Origin of the sequence: Pediococcus sp. M21F004 (assembly GCF_051122535.1) — a bacterium.
GTDB lineage: Bacteria > Bacillota > Bacilli > Lactobacillales > Lactobacillaceae > Pediococcus > Pediococcus inopinatus.
This window is the reverse complement of sequence record NZ_CP177314.1, coordinates 1,170,054-1,187,655: the sequence shown is the minus strand read 5'-3', so window position 1 is coordinate 1,187,655 and position 17,602 is coordinate 1,170,054. Positions and strand designations below refer to the sequence as shown.

The 17,602-nt window shown below is 39.7% G+C and carries 13 protein-coding genes; 8 read left to right on the top strand and 5 right to left on the bottom strand.

Annotation, left to right across the window (positions count from 1 at the left end; genetic code table 11):
- Nucleotides 1–30: 30 nt before the first annotated feature.
- The 4 genes from ACLHK8_RS06180 to ACLHK8_RS06165 all read right to left on the bottom strand — a co-directional run bounded on the left by ACLHK8_RS06180 (nucleotide 31) and on the right by ACLHK8_RS06165 (nucleotide 4,429).
- A complete protein-coding gene (locus tag ACLHK8_RS06180; RefSeq protein WP_063697333.1) occupies nucleotides 31–831 on the bottom strand; it encodes a helix-turn-helix transcriptional regulator in 801 nt (266 codons plus the stop codon).
- Between the two features lie 398 nt (nucleotides 832–1,229).
- Nucleotides 1,230–1,877: a TetR/AcrR family transcriptional regulator gene (locus ACLHK8_RS06175; protein WP_057773126.1), complete on the bottom strand. Its 648-nt coding sequence runs from the start codon at nucleotides 1,875–1,877 to the stop codon at nucleotides 1,230–1,232.
- Between the two features lie 22 nt (nucleotides 1,878–1,899).
- Nucleotides 1,900–3,522 (bottom strand): ABC transporter permease, encoded by a 1,623-nt coding sequence (locus ACLHK8_RS06170; protein WP_434520230.1) that lies wholly within the window; start codon nucleotides 3,520–3,522, stop codon nucleotides 1,900–1,902.
- Complete coding sequence (locus tag ACLHK8_RS06165) at nucleotides 3,506–4,429, bottom strand: ABC transporter ATP-binding protein (RefSeq protein ID WP_323714700.1); 924 nt, start codon at nucleotides 4,427–4,429, stop codon at nucleotides 3,506–3,508. The genes ACLHK8_RS06170 and ACLHK8_RS06165 overlap by 17 nt, the downstream gene beginning before the upstream one ends.
- 237 nt (nucleotides 4,430–4,666) lie before the next feature.
- Between ACLHK8_RS06165 and ACLHK8_RS06160 the strand changes: the two genes are divergently transcribed.
- From ACLHK8_RS06160 to ACLHK8_RS06130, 7 genes are all read left to right on the top strand, one after another.
- On the top strand, nucleotides 4,667–5,626 hold the full coding sequence (locus ACLHK8_RS06160; protein WP_057773129.1) for a DNA/RNA non-specific endonuclease: 960 nt from the start codon (nucleotides 4,667–4,669) through the stop codon (nucleotides 5,624–5,626).
- 27 nt (nucleotides 5,627–5,653) lie between these two features.
- Nucleotides 5,654–6,007 (top strand): iron chaperone, encoded by a 354-nt coding sequence (locus ACLHK8_RS06155; RefSeq protein WP_323714699.1) that lies wholly within the window; start codon nucleotides 5,654–5,656, stop codon nucleotides 6,005–6,007.
- Nucleotides 6,008–6,179: 172 nt separating this feature from the next.
- Nucleotides 6,180–7,247, top strand: a complete 1,068-nt coding sequence (locus ACLHK8_RS06150) for a DUF871 domain-containing protein (RefSeq protein ID WP_057773133.1) — start codon at nucleotides 6,180–6,182, stop codon at nucleotides 7,245–7,247.
- Entirely contained in the window at nucleotides 7,244–8,149 is a 906-nt protein-coding gene (gene murQ / locus ACLHK8_RS06145; protein WP_057773136.1) for an N-acetylmuramic acid 6-phosphate etherase, read from the top strand. Before ACLHK8_RS06150 ends, murQ begins: the two co-directional genes overlap by 4 nt.
- Entirely contained in the window at nucleotides 8,149–10,155 is a 2,007-nt protein-coding gene (locus ACLHK8_RS06140; RefSeq protein ID WP_434520229.1) for a glucose PTS transporter subunit IIA, read from the top strand. The genes murQ and ACLHK8_RS06140 overlap by 1 nt, the downstream gene beginning before the upstream one ends.
- An 18-nt stretch (nucleotides 10,156–10,173) precedes the next feature.
- On the top strand, nucleotides 10,174–11,013 hold the full coding sequence (locus ACLHK8_RS06135) for a MurR/RpiR family transcriptional regulator (RefSeq protein WP_057773138.1): 840 nt from the start codon (nucleotides 10,174–10,176) through the stop codon (nucleotides 11,011–11,013).
- A gap of 172 nt (nucleotides 11,014–11,185) precedes the next feature.
- Nucleotides 11,186–14,470 (top strand): SNF2-related protein, encoded by a 3,285-nt coding sequence (locus ACLHK8_RS06130; RefSeq protein ID WP_063697329.1) that lies wholly within the window; start codon nucleotides 11,186–11,188, stop codon nucleotides 14,468–14,470.
- Between the two features lie 75 nt (nucleotides 14,471–14,545).
- Here ACLHK8_RS06130 and ACLHK8_RS06125 read toward each other — a convergent pair whose 3' ends face one another.
- Complete coding sequence (locus ACLHK8_RS06125) at nucleotides 14,546–15,895, bottom strand: SEC10/PgrA surface exclusion domain-containing protein (protein ID WP_063697326.1); 1,350 nt, start codon at nucleotides 15,893–15,895, stop codon at nucleotides 14,546–14,548.
- Between the two features lie 309 nt (nucleotides 15,896–16,204).
- Between ACLHK8_RS06125 and ACLHK8_RS06120 the strand changes: the two genes are divergently transcribed.
- Entirely contained in the window at nucleotides 16,205–17,593 is a 1,389-nt protein-coding gene (locus tag ACLHK8_RS06120) for a GH25 family lysozyme (RefSeq protein WP_063697324.1), read from the top strand.
- Nucleotides 17,594–17,602 lie beyond the last annotated feature (9 nt).

Below are 17,602 nucleotides of genomic sequence, written 5' to 3'. Positions count from 1 at the left end.
AAATTTGTTTGGTGGCTTCTTTTACACTTTTTAATATTGTTGGTTTGCCTTATCTATTGCTTCTTGTTTCAAACGGAAACGTTCGCGCTGGTTCTGCAAACGATACTGTTTAGGCGTTGTTTCTGAGAACTTTTTGAAATGTTTAATGTAGTTACTTGAATCGTAGTAATTTAAGACCCGAGCAATCTCACTCAATGGCAAGTCAGTGTGCAAAAGCAATTTCTTTGATTCGTCAACTCGTTGTTTATCAATGTAACTTTGAATCGACATTCCCATTGTGTGGGTGAACAAACGAGAAACGTATTGATAAGAAAGATTCAAATAATCTGCGATGCGAATTGGCTGCATCTTGTCATACAAGTGCATATTCACATAGTAGGTGATTTGATAAACTTGCTTAGGAACAGTGTCCGTAGCTGTGATTTCATCTTCGGGAGTCTGCAATTCGAAGAAGTCTTTACAAATCAATTCCAGAGCTTTTTGAAAGTTTTCGGGGTCTTCAGGCTTTTCCGGTGTCAGCCAATCAAAGTAGGCTTCCCGTAATTGAACAAAGTTGGTTGCGTTAAAGTGATTAGCCAAACCAGTCATTGTGAAATCACTAACGACATTGACTAAACTCCGGTGCAAGTCTTCGTGGCTGGCATTTTTAACCAGGTCACTGTGTTGTTCAAAGAAAGCTGCCAGTTCTCGTTTGGCACGAGATGGTTCCCGTTTTTCGAAATTAAAAATTAAACTGTATTCTAAAAAAGAAAAACGGAGCAAGTAGTTAGCTTTTTTTTCATCTAACTTTTGTCGTGAAAAATTTAACTGATCATAATCATAGTAAAACATAGTTTGTTTCCTCCAAATTACTATTTTTTCTTCAAAATATATACCATTTACCATCAACTAAGACGCACTTAAAATAATACCACAAAAAAGGGTGAATGACGTACCTAATTTTAATAATTCATATTTTTGTAACATTATTCATTACAATAATTGATGCAGAGATATCAATAGTTACAGACTTTACGCTTGAAAAGTTAATGGTGAGAATTAAATTTAAAATAAAACTATCATAAAGTAACACTTTTTTACTTTATCAATTCGTATTATACTATTTTTTTGGTAGAAATAAAGCATTTAGATTGTACTCTTAACGGGGTTAACTGAAGGCTAATAAAACTAAAAATAACAATCAAAAGTGAGCCTGTGCATCAGGCAAGCTCACAAATTGATTGTTATTTTTATTTCTTCAAAAATCCGTTTTCCAAAATGTCAATGTATAGACGGACGTGATTAATGATCTCATCAAAATCAGTTAGGTCAGCATCAGGATTAGCCTGCATAAACGCTTTTGTTTCCGAAGCTACCTGATCAAAGATGCCAAGCATGAGGCGCTGAATGGCCTCTTTGGTGATATCCGTTCGAATTGGTAAGCGTTCAAGAATGGGGTCAATTAGATTTCCCATATTATCATTTGTCTGCCCGGCGTAAAACTCGGCAATCTTGTGTTTTAGTTTTGCGGGGGCGTCACCAAGTTCCGCATAGGCGTCTAAAAGGAGCTTAAATTCATCGGGAAATTGCAACTGTAATTTAATTTTATATTTAGTTGCATTGATGATCATTTCGTCTAAGTCTTGGGCATCTTGCCAAACGCTGTAATCCACGACCTGAGTGAGGTTGGCGGACGCAAACTTCAGAGTGGCAATGTATAAATGAGCTTTATCACCATAGTAGCGGAAAATAATGCCCTTCGAAACCTTTGCCTCTTCGGCGATGATATCTGTTTTCGCCCCCCGATATCCACGGTTGGCAAAGATTGATAAAGAAGTCTGCATAATGCGAGTCACTTTTTCAGGATCCATTGGCACTTGGAAATTTTTATCTGGCATGAAGTAAGGACTCCTTTCAAAATTAGTTTTCAATTAAATCGCGACGTTTATAACCAAGAAAGCCGATGAATAGTAACCCAATGGCTAAGGCAATATAAAGATAAAATCGGGGCCAATCCACTGTGCTAATTGGAACTCGGTTAACCCAACCGTAAGGCGTGATTTTTTGCGCCCAGTCAGGGATGTTGACTAGTTTTCCAAAATATAAGCTAATTAATCCGTAAACGGGGATGGCCCAAATGATGGTTTGGAGCCGCGGCGCCCAGCCGATAATTAGTGTGCTAATGCCTAACACGACATAAAGGGCAGGCAAGTAGCCAATAAAGCCCCGGAACATTCTGGCAAATGAAATGGGGTTGGTCATGACGGTAACACTGGCTAGCCACATTCCCAAGGTAGCCGCAAATAAAGCCAAGGTGCCGATGATTACTGAAACGGCTACGTAGCTACCAAAAATTCGGGCCCGAGAAACACGTTTGGCATGTAATTGTTCGAGCCAGCCCTTACGTTCATCACCATTAATCCGAAGCAACGTTTGAACACTCGGAACAGTAGCCAAGACGGCAAACACGAGCATTCGTAATGCCGCAAACTTCAACACAATGGTTTGACCGGCGGCGTCTAAGGCATCTTTACCTAACAGGTTACCCATTAGGGGGTTGGATTTCAAAACGTCACCCACGGTCCCAAAAATGGAGCCGTAAGAGATCCCGAGGACCACCGTGCCAATAGTCCAGACGATTAAGTTTAAACGATCTAAACGCATTACCAGGCTGAATGGGCCGGCTAAAAAGATAGAGGCTCGTTTACGACCACCATGAGTTGCAATTAAACCGGAGCCAACATCGCGATGACGGCTGGCATAGAAGGTGGCTGATAGAAGAATGAGCGTTGATACGACCATTAAAATAACAGGCAACCAATTATTTTTATCATAAATTGAGAGTTTTTCAATCCAGCCGAACGGGGACCACCAAGTTAAATCGGGGTTTTCGACATCCGTGATCATTCGTCCAATGTAGGCAATACCTAAAACTAAGTAGCTTAACATCGTGGCACCACGTGGGTTGTCGCTTACTTGAGACATCAGCAGTGCGACACTGCCAAACATGAACCCAACGGCTGCCAAGCCAACACCAGTTAGGAGGTTTCCCATGGTGTTCATCCCACGCATTCCGGAAACTTGTAGGCCACCAAAATAAATTAAGCCGACCAGAAGATTAATCAAAAATAACTCAAGGGTGGCTGCTAATAAAGGGCTCTGTTTGCCAACTGCATGAGAGCGAATCAGTTCTAGCATGCCGTTACTTTCTTCACCGCGAGTATTGCGAACCGCGAAAAAGATGTTCATGACGACCATAAAGAGAGCCATAAATACCAGCATTTCACTCGCAAAGATATCAGCGGTTGTGTAGGGGGCTTTGGCAACAAAGGCCCCAAACAGTGAAACCATGGCTGGCGTTTTTAACGTGCTCACGATTGTGGCAATCGATTGTGGTGTGCCATACAAGTCGTTAAACTTGAAAGCCACCGCAGTCATGAGCATTCCTAAAATTAGTACCCAGATCCAAATTAAAAACCAATCTCGACGGAGGTTGAAACGCGTAAGAAAGCCGGTTTGTTGGGTTTCATTTTTGGTCATCATGTTCACCTTCCTCATCTTTTTGGTAGTAACGCAAAAAGAGATCTTCAAGAGTGGGTGGTGTGCTTTGCAGGCTTACAATTTCAAGTTTGGCGAGGGTCTGCATGAGTTGATCCAGCTTGTCTGAATCAACGGTAAAACTGGCTTTATTTTTAGCGTTTTCAAAGGTTTTGAATCCATGAACCCCAGGCGTTATTGATAGGTCAGGTAAAAGTTGCCGGGTTTGAACGGTGATCATGGTGCGGGTAAGATGGCGCATTTCCGTGAGGGTTCCGGTTTCAATGATGCGACCTTCGCGAATGATACCGATGCGATCACACATGCGCTCAACTTCGGATAAAATGTGGCTTGATAGCAGGATGCTTTTGCCGTTTTCCTTAAGCGCGACCACGTTTTTTTGAAAAATTTCTTCATTCAGTGGATCAAGTCCAGAGGTAGGTTCATCAAAAATGTATAAGTCAGCATCCGTTGAGAATGCCGCAATTAAAGCGACCTTTTGCCGATTTCCTTTTGAATAAGTCCGCGCTTTTTTTGTTGGATCAAATTCAAATTGTTTAATTAGCTCATCAGTATGTGCCGTGTGGGTTTGATGGTTGAGTTTCAGAAATAAGTCAATGATTTCGCCACCAGTCAGATTAGGCCACAAATACACATCGCCCGGCACATAAGCCAAGCGTTCGTGAATACTGACGGAATCTTTCCAAACGTCTTTTCCAAAGATTGTTGCTGAGCCACCAGATGCGCGAAGAATACCTAACAGTGTCCGAATGGTCGTTGATTTACCAGCGCCGTTGGGGCCAATAAAGCCAAAGACTTCACCGGGATGGACATCAAACATAATGTCTTTTAATGCTGCAAATTTACCGAAATTTTTTTGTAAGTGATTAATTGAAAGTACTGTATCAGCCATAATGCTGACCTCCTTATTTTTAGGTAATTAACAAGATAAGCAACTTTAATTAATTGATACGCAGAGTATATTCTATAGTGACTGGCAAGTCAATGACTAATGAGTCAATACATTGATTTTTCAGCGCTATTTTATTAATCAAAAAATAGCGGTACCATAAAAAGGGTTACTGTACGCAAAAAGTAATCAAATATTTTTTTATTTACCATTCGCGGTGGTAGAAAGTTGGGGAGTAACATGAAGAAAGTTTCAAGGTTAGTTATTTTAGTGATTGCGACATTTACGCTAGCGTTTAATGTCCAGCAATTACCCGGTAATACACAGGCAACGGCGCAAGCTGCAACATATGTGTATGTGACAAGAACGGGTAAGCATTATTTCTACAAACGGCATGATAGAGGTTTAAACCGGGCCAAAAAAGTTTATAGGGTGAGTTTAACAACCGCCAAACGACGAGGATTGACCTTATCGGCTACAGAAAAAGCACCGAAGAAAAAAGCTAAAAAGCGAGTTGTTAGAAGAAAAGTGGTTCATAAGAAAAAAGCTGTTGCTAAAAAGAAGAAAGTCGTTCATAAAGTTATAAAAAGGGTTCCTGCTAAAAAAGCTAAGGCTGCTAGTACATCCAAACTCAGCACACTTAGGTATCACGGAACCCAAACGGTGATTGTGAATAAAGATCGTCCGAGCTTTTCAAAAGCAACTTTATCTACCAAAAAGGGTGCTTGGCAAAAATATAGTAATTTAGATGGCGAGAACCGAGCGACTGATGCGAATGCCATGCTGAATAAACGACTAATGCCTAAAGGTAAACGGCAGGCTTTATATGTGGACCCAACTGGTTGGCACAATAAGAGGGTTAAGTCAGGTTGGTTATACAATCGGTGTCATTTAATTGGGTATCAATTGACTGGTCAGAATAATAATTGGAAGAATTTAATTACAGGAACACGTTCGTTGAATGACCCGCAAATGACAAAGTATGAAAATGAGACAGCAAAATATTTGAGGGGTAGTTCCCGGCGTTATGTGCGTTATGAAGTAAAGCCAATTTATAAGAGTTCGGATTTGTTGGCAAATGGTGTTGAAATGCGCGCACAGTCAATCGGCTCAAATAAGATTCATTACAATGTTTACATCTTCAATATCCAAAAGGGTGTTAAACTTAACTACGTAAATGGTACTAGCAAAGTCTCTTAAAACAGCAATTGAAGGGTAAGGTTGTTTATGAAAAAATATGCAAGCATAGCCGAATATATGACGAATTTACCAGAGATGCAAAAGACTGTTGCACAAATTATGCGTGACTTGCTGGCAGACGCAGCTCCAAAAGCACGTGAAAAAATCTCTTATAATATGCCAGCTATTGAACAAAACGGTAAAGTAGTGGTTTATTTTGACGCTGGAAAAGATCACCTTGGTTTTTATCCGACAGCTGATCCAATTGTGGCATTTGCCGATCAACTAAAGGAATATAAAACTTCCAAAGGAACTATTCAACTCGCCTATGATCAACCATTACCGGCAAAACTCATTTGCGAGATTGTGGCGTTTCGGGTGGATCAAGTGACAAAGGGATAGATTAATAAGATTAAATTATACGATCGTGTAATTTGATCTTTTTTTATTGTCGTTTAAGAAATTTAATTTCATGAAATAAAGAAAAATCAAAATAAAACTTGAAATTTAAATTCACAAATTGTATACTGTGTTTGTCAATGAAAGCGGTAACAGAATATTTGGGAGTGATACTATGCTAGGTTTTTCGATTTATTTGGATACTGAAATTAATAGTCAGACTGAAAGTTATATCAGAACCATGAGTCAACATGGGTTTACCGGTGTATTTACATCAGTTCATATTCCAGAGGATGATGCTTCAAAGTACGTTGAACGTCTAAAGAAACTTGGAAAAATTTGTATGGAACAGCATCTAGAGTTGACCGTTGATATTGATTACCAAGGATTGAAAAGTTTGGGCTGTTCTGTGACTGATGTGAAAAAGCTAACACAATGCGGAATTTCAGCTTTACGTTTGGATGACGGATTTACAAATTCAGAAATTGCCATTTTAAGTCATCAATTAGCCATAGCCTTGAATGCAAGCACTATAAGTGAAACTGATGTGCAAGTATTGAATGTTCAGCATGCTAATTTTGATCACATGGAGGCTTGGCATAACTATTATCCTCGTCCAGAAACTGGCTTAGATACTGATTGGTTCGCTGAGAAGAACATGTGGTTGAAGCAACAACACTTTACAGTCATGGCATTTGTCCCAGGAGATATTAATTTTAGAGGTCCACTTTACCAAGGACTACCAACTTTGGAAGCTCATCGACATAAGAATTCGCTGGTGGCTGCAAATGAATTGAAGAAAAATTTTGAGGTTGAAAAAATATTCATAGGTGATCCACTAATATCAAATAAGTTGATGGCGCAGTTTGAAGCATTCTTTACGCGTAATGAAATTCAGCTTCATGTTCAAACCAGCCATTCTGAACTTATGAAACAAATTTGGCATAATCGTCCCGAAGTAGCACGAGATGTTGTGAGATTGGTAGAATCACGGCAACAAAATCAAAAAATGAGTGTGAGTGTGCAACCACACCAGACAACACTAAGAAAATTGGGAACTATTACGATAGATAATGAGGATTATGGCCGGTATCAAGGCGAAATTCAGATTTGTAAAAAGGAATTACCACTTGATTCAAAAGTAAATGTTATTGGGCAAGTGTCACAGTCCGATGTTGTTTTTTTACCGTTAATTGGAGAAAAGACAGCAATTAAATTTATGCCAATGGAGGAAGTAAAATGATTGATTTAAGCAAGTTAACTACTGAAACACGGAACGACAAAACTATGAATCTAGATGAATTATCAACCAATAAAGTTTTAGAACTTATGAATGCTGAAGATCAAACGGTACCAGTAAGCATAAAAAAAGCATTACCCGAAATTACTCAAGCAGTTGAAAAAATTGTGGCTAGTTTTCAAGCAGGTGGCCGATTGTTTTACACAGGCGCTGGTACTAGTGGACGGCTGGGAGTCTTAGATGCTGCCGAATGTGTGCCGACATTTGGAACTGATCCAGAAATGGTACAAGGATTAATTGCTGGTGGTGAACAGGCGATGACGTTAGCTGTCGAAGGTGCCGAAGATTCGGTAGAATTAGGCGAAAATGATTTAAAAACTCATCATTTATCTGATAAGGATACTGTAGTGGGAATTGCAGCTAGTGGAAGGACGCCATATGTGATTGGTGGTTTAGACTACGCTAAGAAAATTGGGGCATCAGTGATTAGTCTAGCTTGTAATGATCATGCTGAAATTAGCAGACATGCCGAGGTTGCCATTGAGGTTCCGGTAGGTCCAGAGGTTTTAACAGGGTCGACACGTTTGAAGTCGGGAACGGCACAGAAAATGGTTTTAAATATGCTTTCTACAGTTTCAATGGTAGGGATCGGTAAAGTCTATAAAAATTTGATGGTGGACGTAAAACCGACAAATAAAAAACTGGTTGAACGTTCTAAACGTATTATTATGCAAGCAACTGAATGTGATTATGAGATCGCGGAGAAAGCCTTTGTAGATGCAGACCAAAATGTAAAATTAGCAATTGTCATGATTTTAACGAATTTAGATAAAGATGAAGCAGAGGCACGTTTGAAAAATGCAAATGGGTTTGTTCGTGGCACAATTAAGGGAGGTAAGGACTAATGGCTGAGGAAAAAATTGACCGAATTGCTCGAGAAATATACGAAAATGTTGGTGGCCCTGGTAACGTTGATAAATTAATCCATTGTATGACACGAGTTCGAATGACCATCATTGACAAAGATAAGGTTGATATGGAAGACCTTAAAAAGATCGATGGTGTTTTGGGTGTGGTTGATGACGACACGCTCCAAGTAGTTGTTGGACCAGGAACAGTAAACAAAGTTGCTCAAGTGATGGTTGATCAAGTTGGTGTTAAATTGGGGGAACCTTTCCCTGATGATGCTGGTAAAAATGATCATTTGACTGATAAAGAAATGGTTGAGGCTAAGGCAGCTAGAGTTAAAGCGGAGCAAAAAGCGAAACAAAAACAAACACCAATTAAAAGAGTGCTAAAATCAATTTCAAATATTTTCATTCCTTTGATTCCAGCCTTTGTTGGTGCTGGTTTAATTGGTGGAATTGCAGCCGTTCTTTCTAATATGCTTGTAGCGGGTGATATTGGGAAGAGTTGGAGTGACTTCATCATGATTATGAAGGTCATTCAAAATGGTGTTTTCTCCTATCTAGCAATTTATGTCGGAATTAATAGCGCAAACGAATTTGGCGCAACTCCAGGGCTAGGTGGTGTTATCGGTGCGGTTACCCTATTAAGCGGTGTAACACCAGAAGCACCATTGCATAATATTTTCAACGGCTCGGCTCTCTCAGCTGGGCAAGGCGGAATTATTGGTGTTATTTTTGCCGTATGGATTTTGTCGCTTGTTGAAAAGAAAATGCATCAGTGGGTTCCAGATTCTATTGATATTATTATCACACCAACTGTCTCATTATTCATTGTCGGAATCTTCACCATTTTCTTAGTTATGCCAGTTGCAGGAGTTATTTCAACTTCACTAGTTGGCGCAATTGAATGGGTATTAAACGTTGGTGGTGCTTTCTCTGGTTTTGTTCTTGGTGCATTATTCTTACCAATGGTTATGTTTGGACTTCACCAAATTTTGACACCAATTCATATTGAAATGATTAATAAAACTGGTATGACACCATTACTTCCTATTCTAGCGATGGCTGGTGGTGGTCAAGTTGGTGCTGCGATTGCACTTTGGATTCGTTGTCATCGTAACCACAAACTCACTAATATGATTAAAGGAGCTTTACCAGTTGGAATTCTTGGAATTGGAGAACCGTTAATTTATGGAGTAACGTTACCACTTGGTAAACCATTTATCACTGCTTGTATTGGTGGTGGTATTGGTGGTGCCGTTATTGGTGGATTAGGAAATATCGGTGCAATTGCGATTGGCCCTTCAGGAGTTGCCTTGATTCCATTAATTAATAACGGTAAATGGTTAGGCTATGTTGCAGGACTGCTGGCTGCATACTTGGGTGGTTTTATCGCCACATTCTTCTTTGGTATTCCAAAGGATGCGATTGATCCAGAGGCAGCAGCTGTAGCAGGAGACACAACAGTATCAGAAGCTGATACAGACACAAGCGAAACACAAACAGTAGCACAAACAGTAGCACAAACAACTGCAAGAACATCTGATACAGTAACTGCACCAGTTGAGGGACAACAAATTCCTGTAAATGAAGTTAGTGATCCAATTATGGCACAAGAAACAATGGGAAAGAGCATTGCTGTTAAACCAAATGATGATTCACCAATTTACGCACCAGTAAATGGTAAAGTAATGTTTGTTGCAGATACAAGTCATGCGATTGGGTATACAAGTGATGCTGGTGAAGAGGTTTTGGTCCATATCGGAATTGATACGGTTAATCTAAAGGGTCAGTACTTTGATTTAACCGCCAAACCGGGAGATGTAGTAACACGTGGACAAATTGTTGGAAAAGTGGACTGGACAGCGGTAGCTAAAGCCGGGTATGATACAGTTACGTTGGCCATCATTACAAATAGTCAGGAATTTACAATTGATAAAAATTCTGACGAAACAACAGTTGAGAAAGCAACAGTTGTGATGAATACTACTCCGGCCAGCTAGAATAGGTAGGAAGATCGTATGAAAAGTATTCTATTTTCCATTCATAAACAAATCACATCATTTTCTAAGTCAGAACGTAAAGTCGCCCAGTTTATTTTGGACAATCCGCAACAAGTTATTAGCATGAATGCTGATATTTTAGCTGAACAAGTGGGAGTTAGTGCTGCGACTGTCGTCAGGCTGGCCAAATTACTGAGTCCTGATGGTTTTCCTGGTGTAAAGATTCAGCTTTCTGCAGAAACAAAGGTTGATGATAGTTTATATACCGAGGTTGACCCCAAAGATCCATTGGATGTGGTTAAGCAAAAAATGGAATTTAGAATTGGTCACACGATTGAACAAACGAACCTTACTTTGAACGATGATGAAGTATGCAAAGCGGCACAATTGATTGATCAGGCCGATAATGTGTATGCATATGGACTTGGGGCTTCGAGCATTGTAGCTGCAGATTTACAGCAGAAATTTATTCGAGTGGGCAAGCCAGTTGTACAAACAATGGATACTCATTTAATTGCAACGGGAATTGCAAAACCGGAATCAGTCCTAGTGCTTATTTCAAATACGGGGGAAACGGTTGAAAGTCAAAAACTGGCAGATGTTGCTCATGAACATCAGATTCCTGTAATTACAATTACACATAGTCAGAAGAGTTCGTTGGCCAAAAAAAGTGATATTGTCTTGGTACACGATGATAGTGAAGAAAACGAACAATTAAGAACGGCCGCCACGACTTCCCTAATGGCTCAGTTGTATGTGGTTGATCTTCTCTACTATTCCTATCTTACGATGAACTTTGACGAAAATGCGGCGAAGATCAAAGAATCAAGCCGGGTAATACGCAAACATTTCAAATAATTTAAAATTAAAACGCAGACCCCAAGAGCTAGTAGTGTAGCTATTGAGGCCTGTTTTTTTATGGATTAGGAATGAACACCTATTTAGGCAGATCTAAGGTAGTCATTTCCATTCGGAGTAGTGTAAAATAGACCAGTAGAGCTGAAAAACATTGAAAATTTGGAGCGATTAAATGTATCGAAGAAAAATGCCCTCTCGAATTTGGGAGCGCGGTAAGAAAATTGCTAGAGCAGGTAAGGTTCACATTGAAGAAATTGATAACGAGTCGCAGTTGGTAACAGCTACCGTTGACGGGACGTACGCGTATTCCGTTGAGGTCAATCAAGCTGATCCCGATGAAGATTCCTGTGAGTGCCCCTATTTTCCTGAACACGGCTATTGTAAGCATATTGCAGCAGTAATTGAATACTTTAAAACACAAAATACCCCGATTGAGACCTTATTTGATGACGAACCAGATAGTGAGGATGCGGAAGCTGATTTTGATAACAGCTATTCACCCGTAACTAATTTTCCGGAAATTAGAATGATTCATCACAAAAAGCCCCAGGCGGACGAATATGGTGAACTCTTTCTACAGAACCTAGATATTCCTGAAAAGCAGTATTATCATGCCTTACCCAAGGCGATCGCTGAACCTTTAGATTTAGAAGTGACCTTACTAATTGGTCAGGTTAATGATGGCTGGAGTTATGGGTCAACTGAAAATCGCTTTTTCATTCGCCTTCGAATTGCGGCCCGAGCGGATCACAAGTTTTATGTAGTAAACAATCTTGATCGTTTCTTCGAAGATTACCAAACGGAGGATAGCTTTCGTACGGCAGGAAAAAGGAATTTTCTGTTAAGTAGATCAGCCTTTTCTGAAGCTGACCAAAAACTACTAGATTTTATTGTTACAACTGGCAAGAGCGAAAGTTCAGATAACAGCAGTTTAAGTCAAAATAAATATTTCTTAGTAGCAACCACCAATGTCCCCCAATTTATTAACTTGTTTGCTGATCTACCAATTTTTCGATTCCAGCAGGCTGAACATCAGACTAAATTTGATGAAATTTTCTATAAACAGTTTCAGCCAGAGGATGCATTGATTGAAGGAACGTTGAAACAAGACGAAGATGGTTATAATTTGACGATCGATAGTCATGTGCAACAGGACGTTTATCCAAGCTCAATTTTAATTGTGCAAAATAAATTGTACCAAGCCACTCCACAGCAAATGCAGATCGTTGAACAAATCTTGAACGCCTATAATTCAATTATGGGAAATGAATTGAGCCGGCAGATTCGGCAACAAGCTAATTTGCCGGTGGCCACGTCGATGCATTTTTCGTGGGATCATGAAACAGAACTAAATGATTTTATTGAGTATTTTAAACAAGTTGGTGTAATCGATGTGCCTAAAACGTTTGTTACCAACCAAATGACGCCATATTTTGACATAAGTAAGAACGAAAATGAACTTCAATTGAAGTTAGATTACGAATACGATGGCGAGCTTATTTCCAGTACAGACATTGGGAAGTATTCAAAGGCTAGCCGAAATTTAGATAAAGAAAAACAAACGCAAGCCTATTTAAAGAGTTTGCAATTTAGCCTCCAAAATGGGGCTTGGGTGAAGAAATTTGATCAAGAAGACGTCTTGTTTAATTTCTTTATGCAGGAATTGCCCAATTTGCGTACCAACGGGGTTGTGACTGTTTCTGAGGACTTACAAGGACTTTTACGGACTTCTGAAGACCTAAAGCCGGCGGTAGACGTTTCTGAAAAAGACGGTTTGTTAACTGTGAAGTTTTCGGTAGACGGCGTCAGTGAAAATGATGTGGATAGTATGTTGGCCCAGCTTGATGTTGAACGCCCATATGTTTCTCAAGCTGACGGCTCGATTATTCTGCTAGATGATGAGTTCCGAAAGGTCAGCCAAGCCCTTCAAAAAATTCGCAAACAGGGCAAGTTTAAGAACGGTGAACTTCAAGTTCATGCTTCACAGGCATTAGCTGTTCAAGCTGCCTTGAAAGATACCGCGAATTTTGATGAAAAATTTCAGCAGTTGGCGACTAATTTAGCTCATCCAGAAAACTTTGAAGTTAAAACGACGAATCCCGTCCATGGAACTTTGCGTCCTTACCAGGCGCTCGGCGTGAAATGGTTAGAAATGTTGGATTCTTATCATTTTGGCGGGATTTTAGCGGATGAAATGGGACTTGGAAAAACCATTCAGATGATTGCCTTTTTAATGAATCATTTGGATGAAACTAAGCCTGATTTAATTGTTTCACCAGCTTCATTGATCTACAACTGGCAAGAAGAGTTTGCCAAGTTTGCCCCCGATATTAAGACTCAAGTGGTTGATGGCAACAAAGAAAATCGCCGAGAATTAATTGAGACTGGGCAAGCAGATGTCATGATTACTAGTTATAATAGCGCTCGTTTAGATGTAGAGGAATATAATGCTCGCAAAATCAATTACTTGGTTTTGGATGAGGCTCAGTACGTTAAAAACGCCAGTACTAAAACCAATCAGAGTATTCGCAAGCTGACTCCTAAAAATACATTTGCGTTATCTGGAACCCCGATCGAAAATCGGGTGGAAGAATTATGGGCCATTTTTGAAATTATTATGCCAGGACTGTTACCAAGTCGAAAAGCATTCAAAAAATTAACGCCAGAAGAAGTAGCGGTACGGGTTAAACCATTTATTTTACGGCGTGAAAAATCCGTTGTTTTGAAGGATATTCCCGCTAAAGTGGAATCGAATCTCTATAATGAGTTGACCAAGAAGCAAAAAACAGTCTATTTGGCACAGTTGAAACAAATGCAGGTCAAGGTTCAAGGGATGACCGGCAAGAGTTTTGTGAGAAATAAACTAGCTATCCTGGCTGGTCTCACACGCTTGCGACAGATTTGTGACACGCCGTCCTTATATATGGACGATTACAAGGGTGATTCCGGTAAGCTTGAGCAGTTGTATGAGATCTTGCGGCAGGCCGAAGAGAATGATCGTCATGTTTTGATCTTTTCCCAGTTTACCAGCATGCTTGATATTATCGGTAAAGAGCTCACAAAGCAGCGGATGGACCACTTCGTTTTGCAGGGCAATACAAAACCAAAAGATCGGTTAGACATGGTAAATGAATTCAATGCTGGCGAAAAGAATATTTTCTTGATTTCTTTGAAAGCCGGTGGGACTGGGCTTAACTTAACTGGTGCTGATATGGTAATTTTAGTGGACCTGTGGTGGAACCCAGCGGTTGAGGATCAAGCAACAGCGCGGGCTCACCGAATTGGCCAAACGAAAAAAGTTGATGTTTTCCGTTTGATTACCAAGGGAACCATCGAGGAACAAATCTATAAATTACAAGAAAAAAAGCGCAACTTTGTGGATCAGGTGCTTAGCGGTACCGAAAACAAAGGAACGTTGACTGAAGAAGAAGTTCGTTTGATATTAGGAATTGAATAACAGCTATGTATACAAAGCAAGCTCCGTTATTGGATTAGAATCCAGTAACGGAGCTTGTTTTTTAGCTTTAAAACATCAAATCGCCTTAGTACTAAACTTGGAAGGCTTTTTAATAAGTTGCGAGTTTACAAATAAAATATGAATCTGAGATAAGTGGCTATTCATAGAGAGCCCGAAATATTCAGCTTTTTGATTGTTATTCATGTATCCAGTGATTGAAGCGGCGTGTCCATACGCAGAACCGCCATCACTGAAAAGCATCGCAACAAAGCTGCTATAAATAGCATTTTTTAAGGCATCCATAGTTAGTGACTTACCGTTGCCAATGTACCCAAAACTAGCATTTTCATAATAATTGTCGCCACTATTCAAACCATAGTCGGCAGCAGCTTTTTTAATGGCATGCACATCATGACTATAGGTCGACCAATTATCGGCGGTGTATTGTTTTTTTACATCCTGAGCAAAACCAAGTGATCCTTTTGTGACTGTCACAGCATGCATGCCCACCTGGTTACGGACAGAATTAACCAATCCAGCGGCAAACTTTGATAATTCAAGTTGGGTTTTAGAAGACATTGTATCAACATTGGCGATGATAACTTTTTTATCGGCTGCACTTGATTGGTAGGTCTGTTCAGCAGCAGTTTGCCATTTTTTATCAATGCTGGCGGAGTCTTTCCCTGATTTATAAACCTTTTTAAGATCCCGATAATAATTGGCAGGTAAGGTGATCGTCTTCTTGGAAGTTGCCGAATAAGTTGAGACCGCCGCTTTTGGTTTTGTGTAGGCACCTTTAGCTACGTAACCATGCCAGACATAGCCACTAATTTTACGGTTATTTTTATCAACGATATGATAATAGTTACCTTTCGTGCCTTTCGGCGATTTCCAGGTAATTGTTTGGTCTACATACCAAGTTGTTGTGGGATAATTTTTGAGATTATGAATCGCCTTCTTGTGGCCCGTATTCCAAACGGATACTGACTTGCTGGAAGCGCGATGGTACTGAATTTTTCCATATTTGTGGTTGTATGTAATGGTGTAGCCTGGCGCTTTGTACGACCCCTTAGTGAGATAACCGGTATAAACATAACCATTAATTTTAGAATTCTTGGAATCTTTAATGTAGTAATAGTTGGTTTTCTTACCATTATGTTTGAGGGTGATCCTTTTGGTTACATACCAAGTTGTTTTTGAATAGTTTTTTAGATAGTGTAAGGCCTTTTTGTGACTGGCATTCCACACTGTCCCGGTTGCACTTTTACGATGGTAGGCCGTTTTGCTGATTTTCCGGCTGGCAACTTGTTTATAAGTTGAACTGGCTTGAACGTTTATGCTTGGGCCAATGGTTGAAACGAGGCCGATTTCTGCCATGCTGATTGAAGCTAACATGGTAATGATCATTTTGGTGATTTTGTTCATAATGGCTCCCCCTGATAAATAGACGCGATCTCTAAATGATACCATTTTTACACCTTGGAGGATAGAAAAATTTAGTTATATATTTAATCTTGTGATAAGAATATTCGTGAATCCATCAATTTTAACATTCATTTAAAGGCAGGTTACTATCATGACGTTTAAGGGACGCTTTCGAATGTTATGAACTGCAAAACTTAATTAAATTTAATTACAAAAAGGCTTCCCAGTAATATACTTGTTGGGGAGCTTTGAGTTTGTAAACCCGAAAGCGTTTGCTACATATGAGCTTGTTAGGAAGGAAGTTACAAAATGGATTTACATATGCATCATGGATTAGATCGGTTTCGTTATTTAAGGCTTGTAGTAATTGCGGTTAGTCTCTTAATATTTACGGGATTTTTCACGCAATATGCGCAAGCGGCCACAAATAGTCAGATTCCGGATTTATCTGAATGGCAGGGGAAACTTACGGCTGCTCAGGTGAAAAATCTTGCGAAGGTTGAACCGTTTATTATCTTGCGTGTTCAGCAAGGTAGCGATTATAAGGATAAGTATTTTGCCCAAAACGCCGCGTTGTGTAAGGAGTACGGGTTAAAATACGGGGTTTATTCATACAGTCAGTACATAAGTACCGCCGATGCCAAACAAGAAGCTAAAGATTTATATACGCGCGCGCCTAACGCTAGCTTCTATGTGAATGATTATGAAGAGCAAACCGTGACGAGTGGCACCACAAACTCGGCGACTAAAGCTTGGTATACGGAATTAAATAGCTTAACTACAAATCGAATTTTGTTTTATTCATACAGTAGCTTTGCGCAAACCTATGCGGCAACGGCCATGACAAGTTATGATGGCTTTTGGCTAGCAAGTTATACTTCTGCTGAACCAACCGGAATTTCGCATGTACTCTGGCAATACACGGATGATTGGTATAGTTCACCAATCGCCGAATATGTGGATGCTAGTTTGCGTGCCTCTGGAAAAGCTACTTCTTGGTTCTTATCAACTGCATCAACAGCTGGTAAAGCAATTAGTTATAAGAAATATGTGTCCGAAAATACGGCCAAATCTAGTTACACGATTTGGGGGAACTTAACGCTTACTAAGAAGCTTGGTAAGACTGCTCAAAAAGCTGCTAAAACTTATTATGCGAAATATGAGTATAAGCACAGTAACGGGAGCACCTATCTGTCACTTTATGACAAAAATGGTAAATGGGTTGGTTATGTAAATGCTAATTCCATGACCGTGATGACAGGTCATGCTTATAAACATACGGCGATCATCTATAAAACGGGTTATTCGGTTTGGAATAATTTCTTGTGGGCTAAAGTTAAACATTATACAAAAAATTATTTGAACAAAGCGTATACCATTAAATATCAATATTATCGTGGTAACGGACAGGCGTACTATTCTTTGTATAAGGGAAATACTTGGTTTGGCTATGTCAATGCAAAGGCGACGTGGAAAGCCATTGGGACCAAGAAGACGGTTAAAATTGCTAAGAAAAACCAAACAATTTGGAGTAATCTCTCGTTTACAAAGAAATACGGGAGTACGAACAGTTATTATGGCAAAACGTACACCGTGAAATGCTATTATAATCATCCAAATGGCAGTACTTACTATTCTTTATATAGTGGAAATACCTGGATCGGTTACGTAAATAAAAATGTGGTCACGGTCAATTAGGAGAGGCAA

Bases quoted from the DNA above. Each gene is read 5' to 3' on its own strand.
- ACLHK8_RS06180 (WP_063697333.1), bottom strand. From the start codon at position 831: ATGTTTTACTATGATTATGATCAGTTAAATTTTTCACGACAAAAGTTA.
- ACLHK8_RS06175 (WP_057773126.1), bottom strand. From the start codon at position 1,877: ATGCCAGATAAAAATTTCCAAGTGCCAATGGATCCTGAAAAAGTGACT.
- ACLHK8_RS06170 (WP_434520230.1), bottom strand. From the start codon at position 3,522: ATGATGACCAAAAATGAAACCCAACAAACCGGCTTTCTTACGCGTTTC.
- ACLHK8_RS06165 (WP_323714700.1), bottom strand. From the start codon at position 4,429: ATGGCTGATACAGTACTTTCAATTAATCACTTACAAAAAAATTTCGGT.
- ACLHK8_RS06160 (WP_057773129.1), top strand. From the start codon at position 4,667: ATGAAGAAAGTTTCAAGGTTAGTTATTTTAGTGATTGCGACATTTACG.
- ACLHK8_RS06155 (WP_323714699.1), top strand. From the start codon at position 5,654: ATGAAAAAATATGCAAGCATAGCCGAATATATGACGAATTTACCAGAG.
- ACLHK8_RS06150 (WP_057773133.1), top strand. From the start codon at position 6,180: ATGCTAGGTTTTTCGATTTATTTGGATACTGAAATTAATAGTCAGACT.
- murQ (WP_057773136.1), top strand. From the start codon at position 7,244: ATGATTGATTTAAGCAAGTTAACTACTGAAACACGGAACGACAAAACT.
- ACLHK8_RS06140 (WP_434520229.1), top strand. From the start codon at position 8,149: ATGGCTGAGGAAAAAATTGACCGAATTGCTCGAGAAATATACGAAAAT.
- ACLHK8_RS06135 (WP_057773138.1), top strand. From the start codon at position 10,174: ATGAAAAGTATTCTATTTTCCATTCATAAACAAATCACATCATTTTCT.
- ACLHK8_RS06130 (WP_063697329.1), top strand. From the start codon at position 11,186: ATGTATCGAAGAAAAATGCCCTCTCGAATTTGGGAGCGCGGTAAGAAA.
- ACLHK8_RS06125 (WP_063697326.1), bottom strand. From the start codon at position 15,895: ATGAACAAAATCACCAAAATGATCATTACCATGTTAGCTTCAATCAGC.
- ACLHK8_RS06120 (WP_063697324.1), top strand. From the start codon at position 16,205: ATGGATTTACATATGCATCATGGATTAGATCGGTTTCGTTATTTAAGG.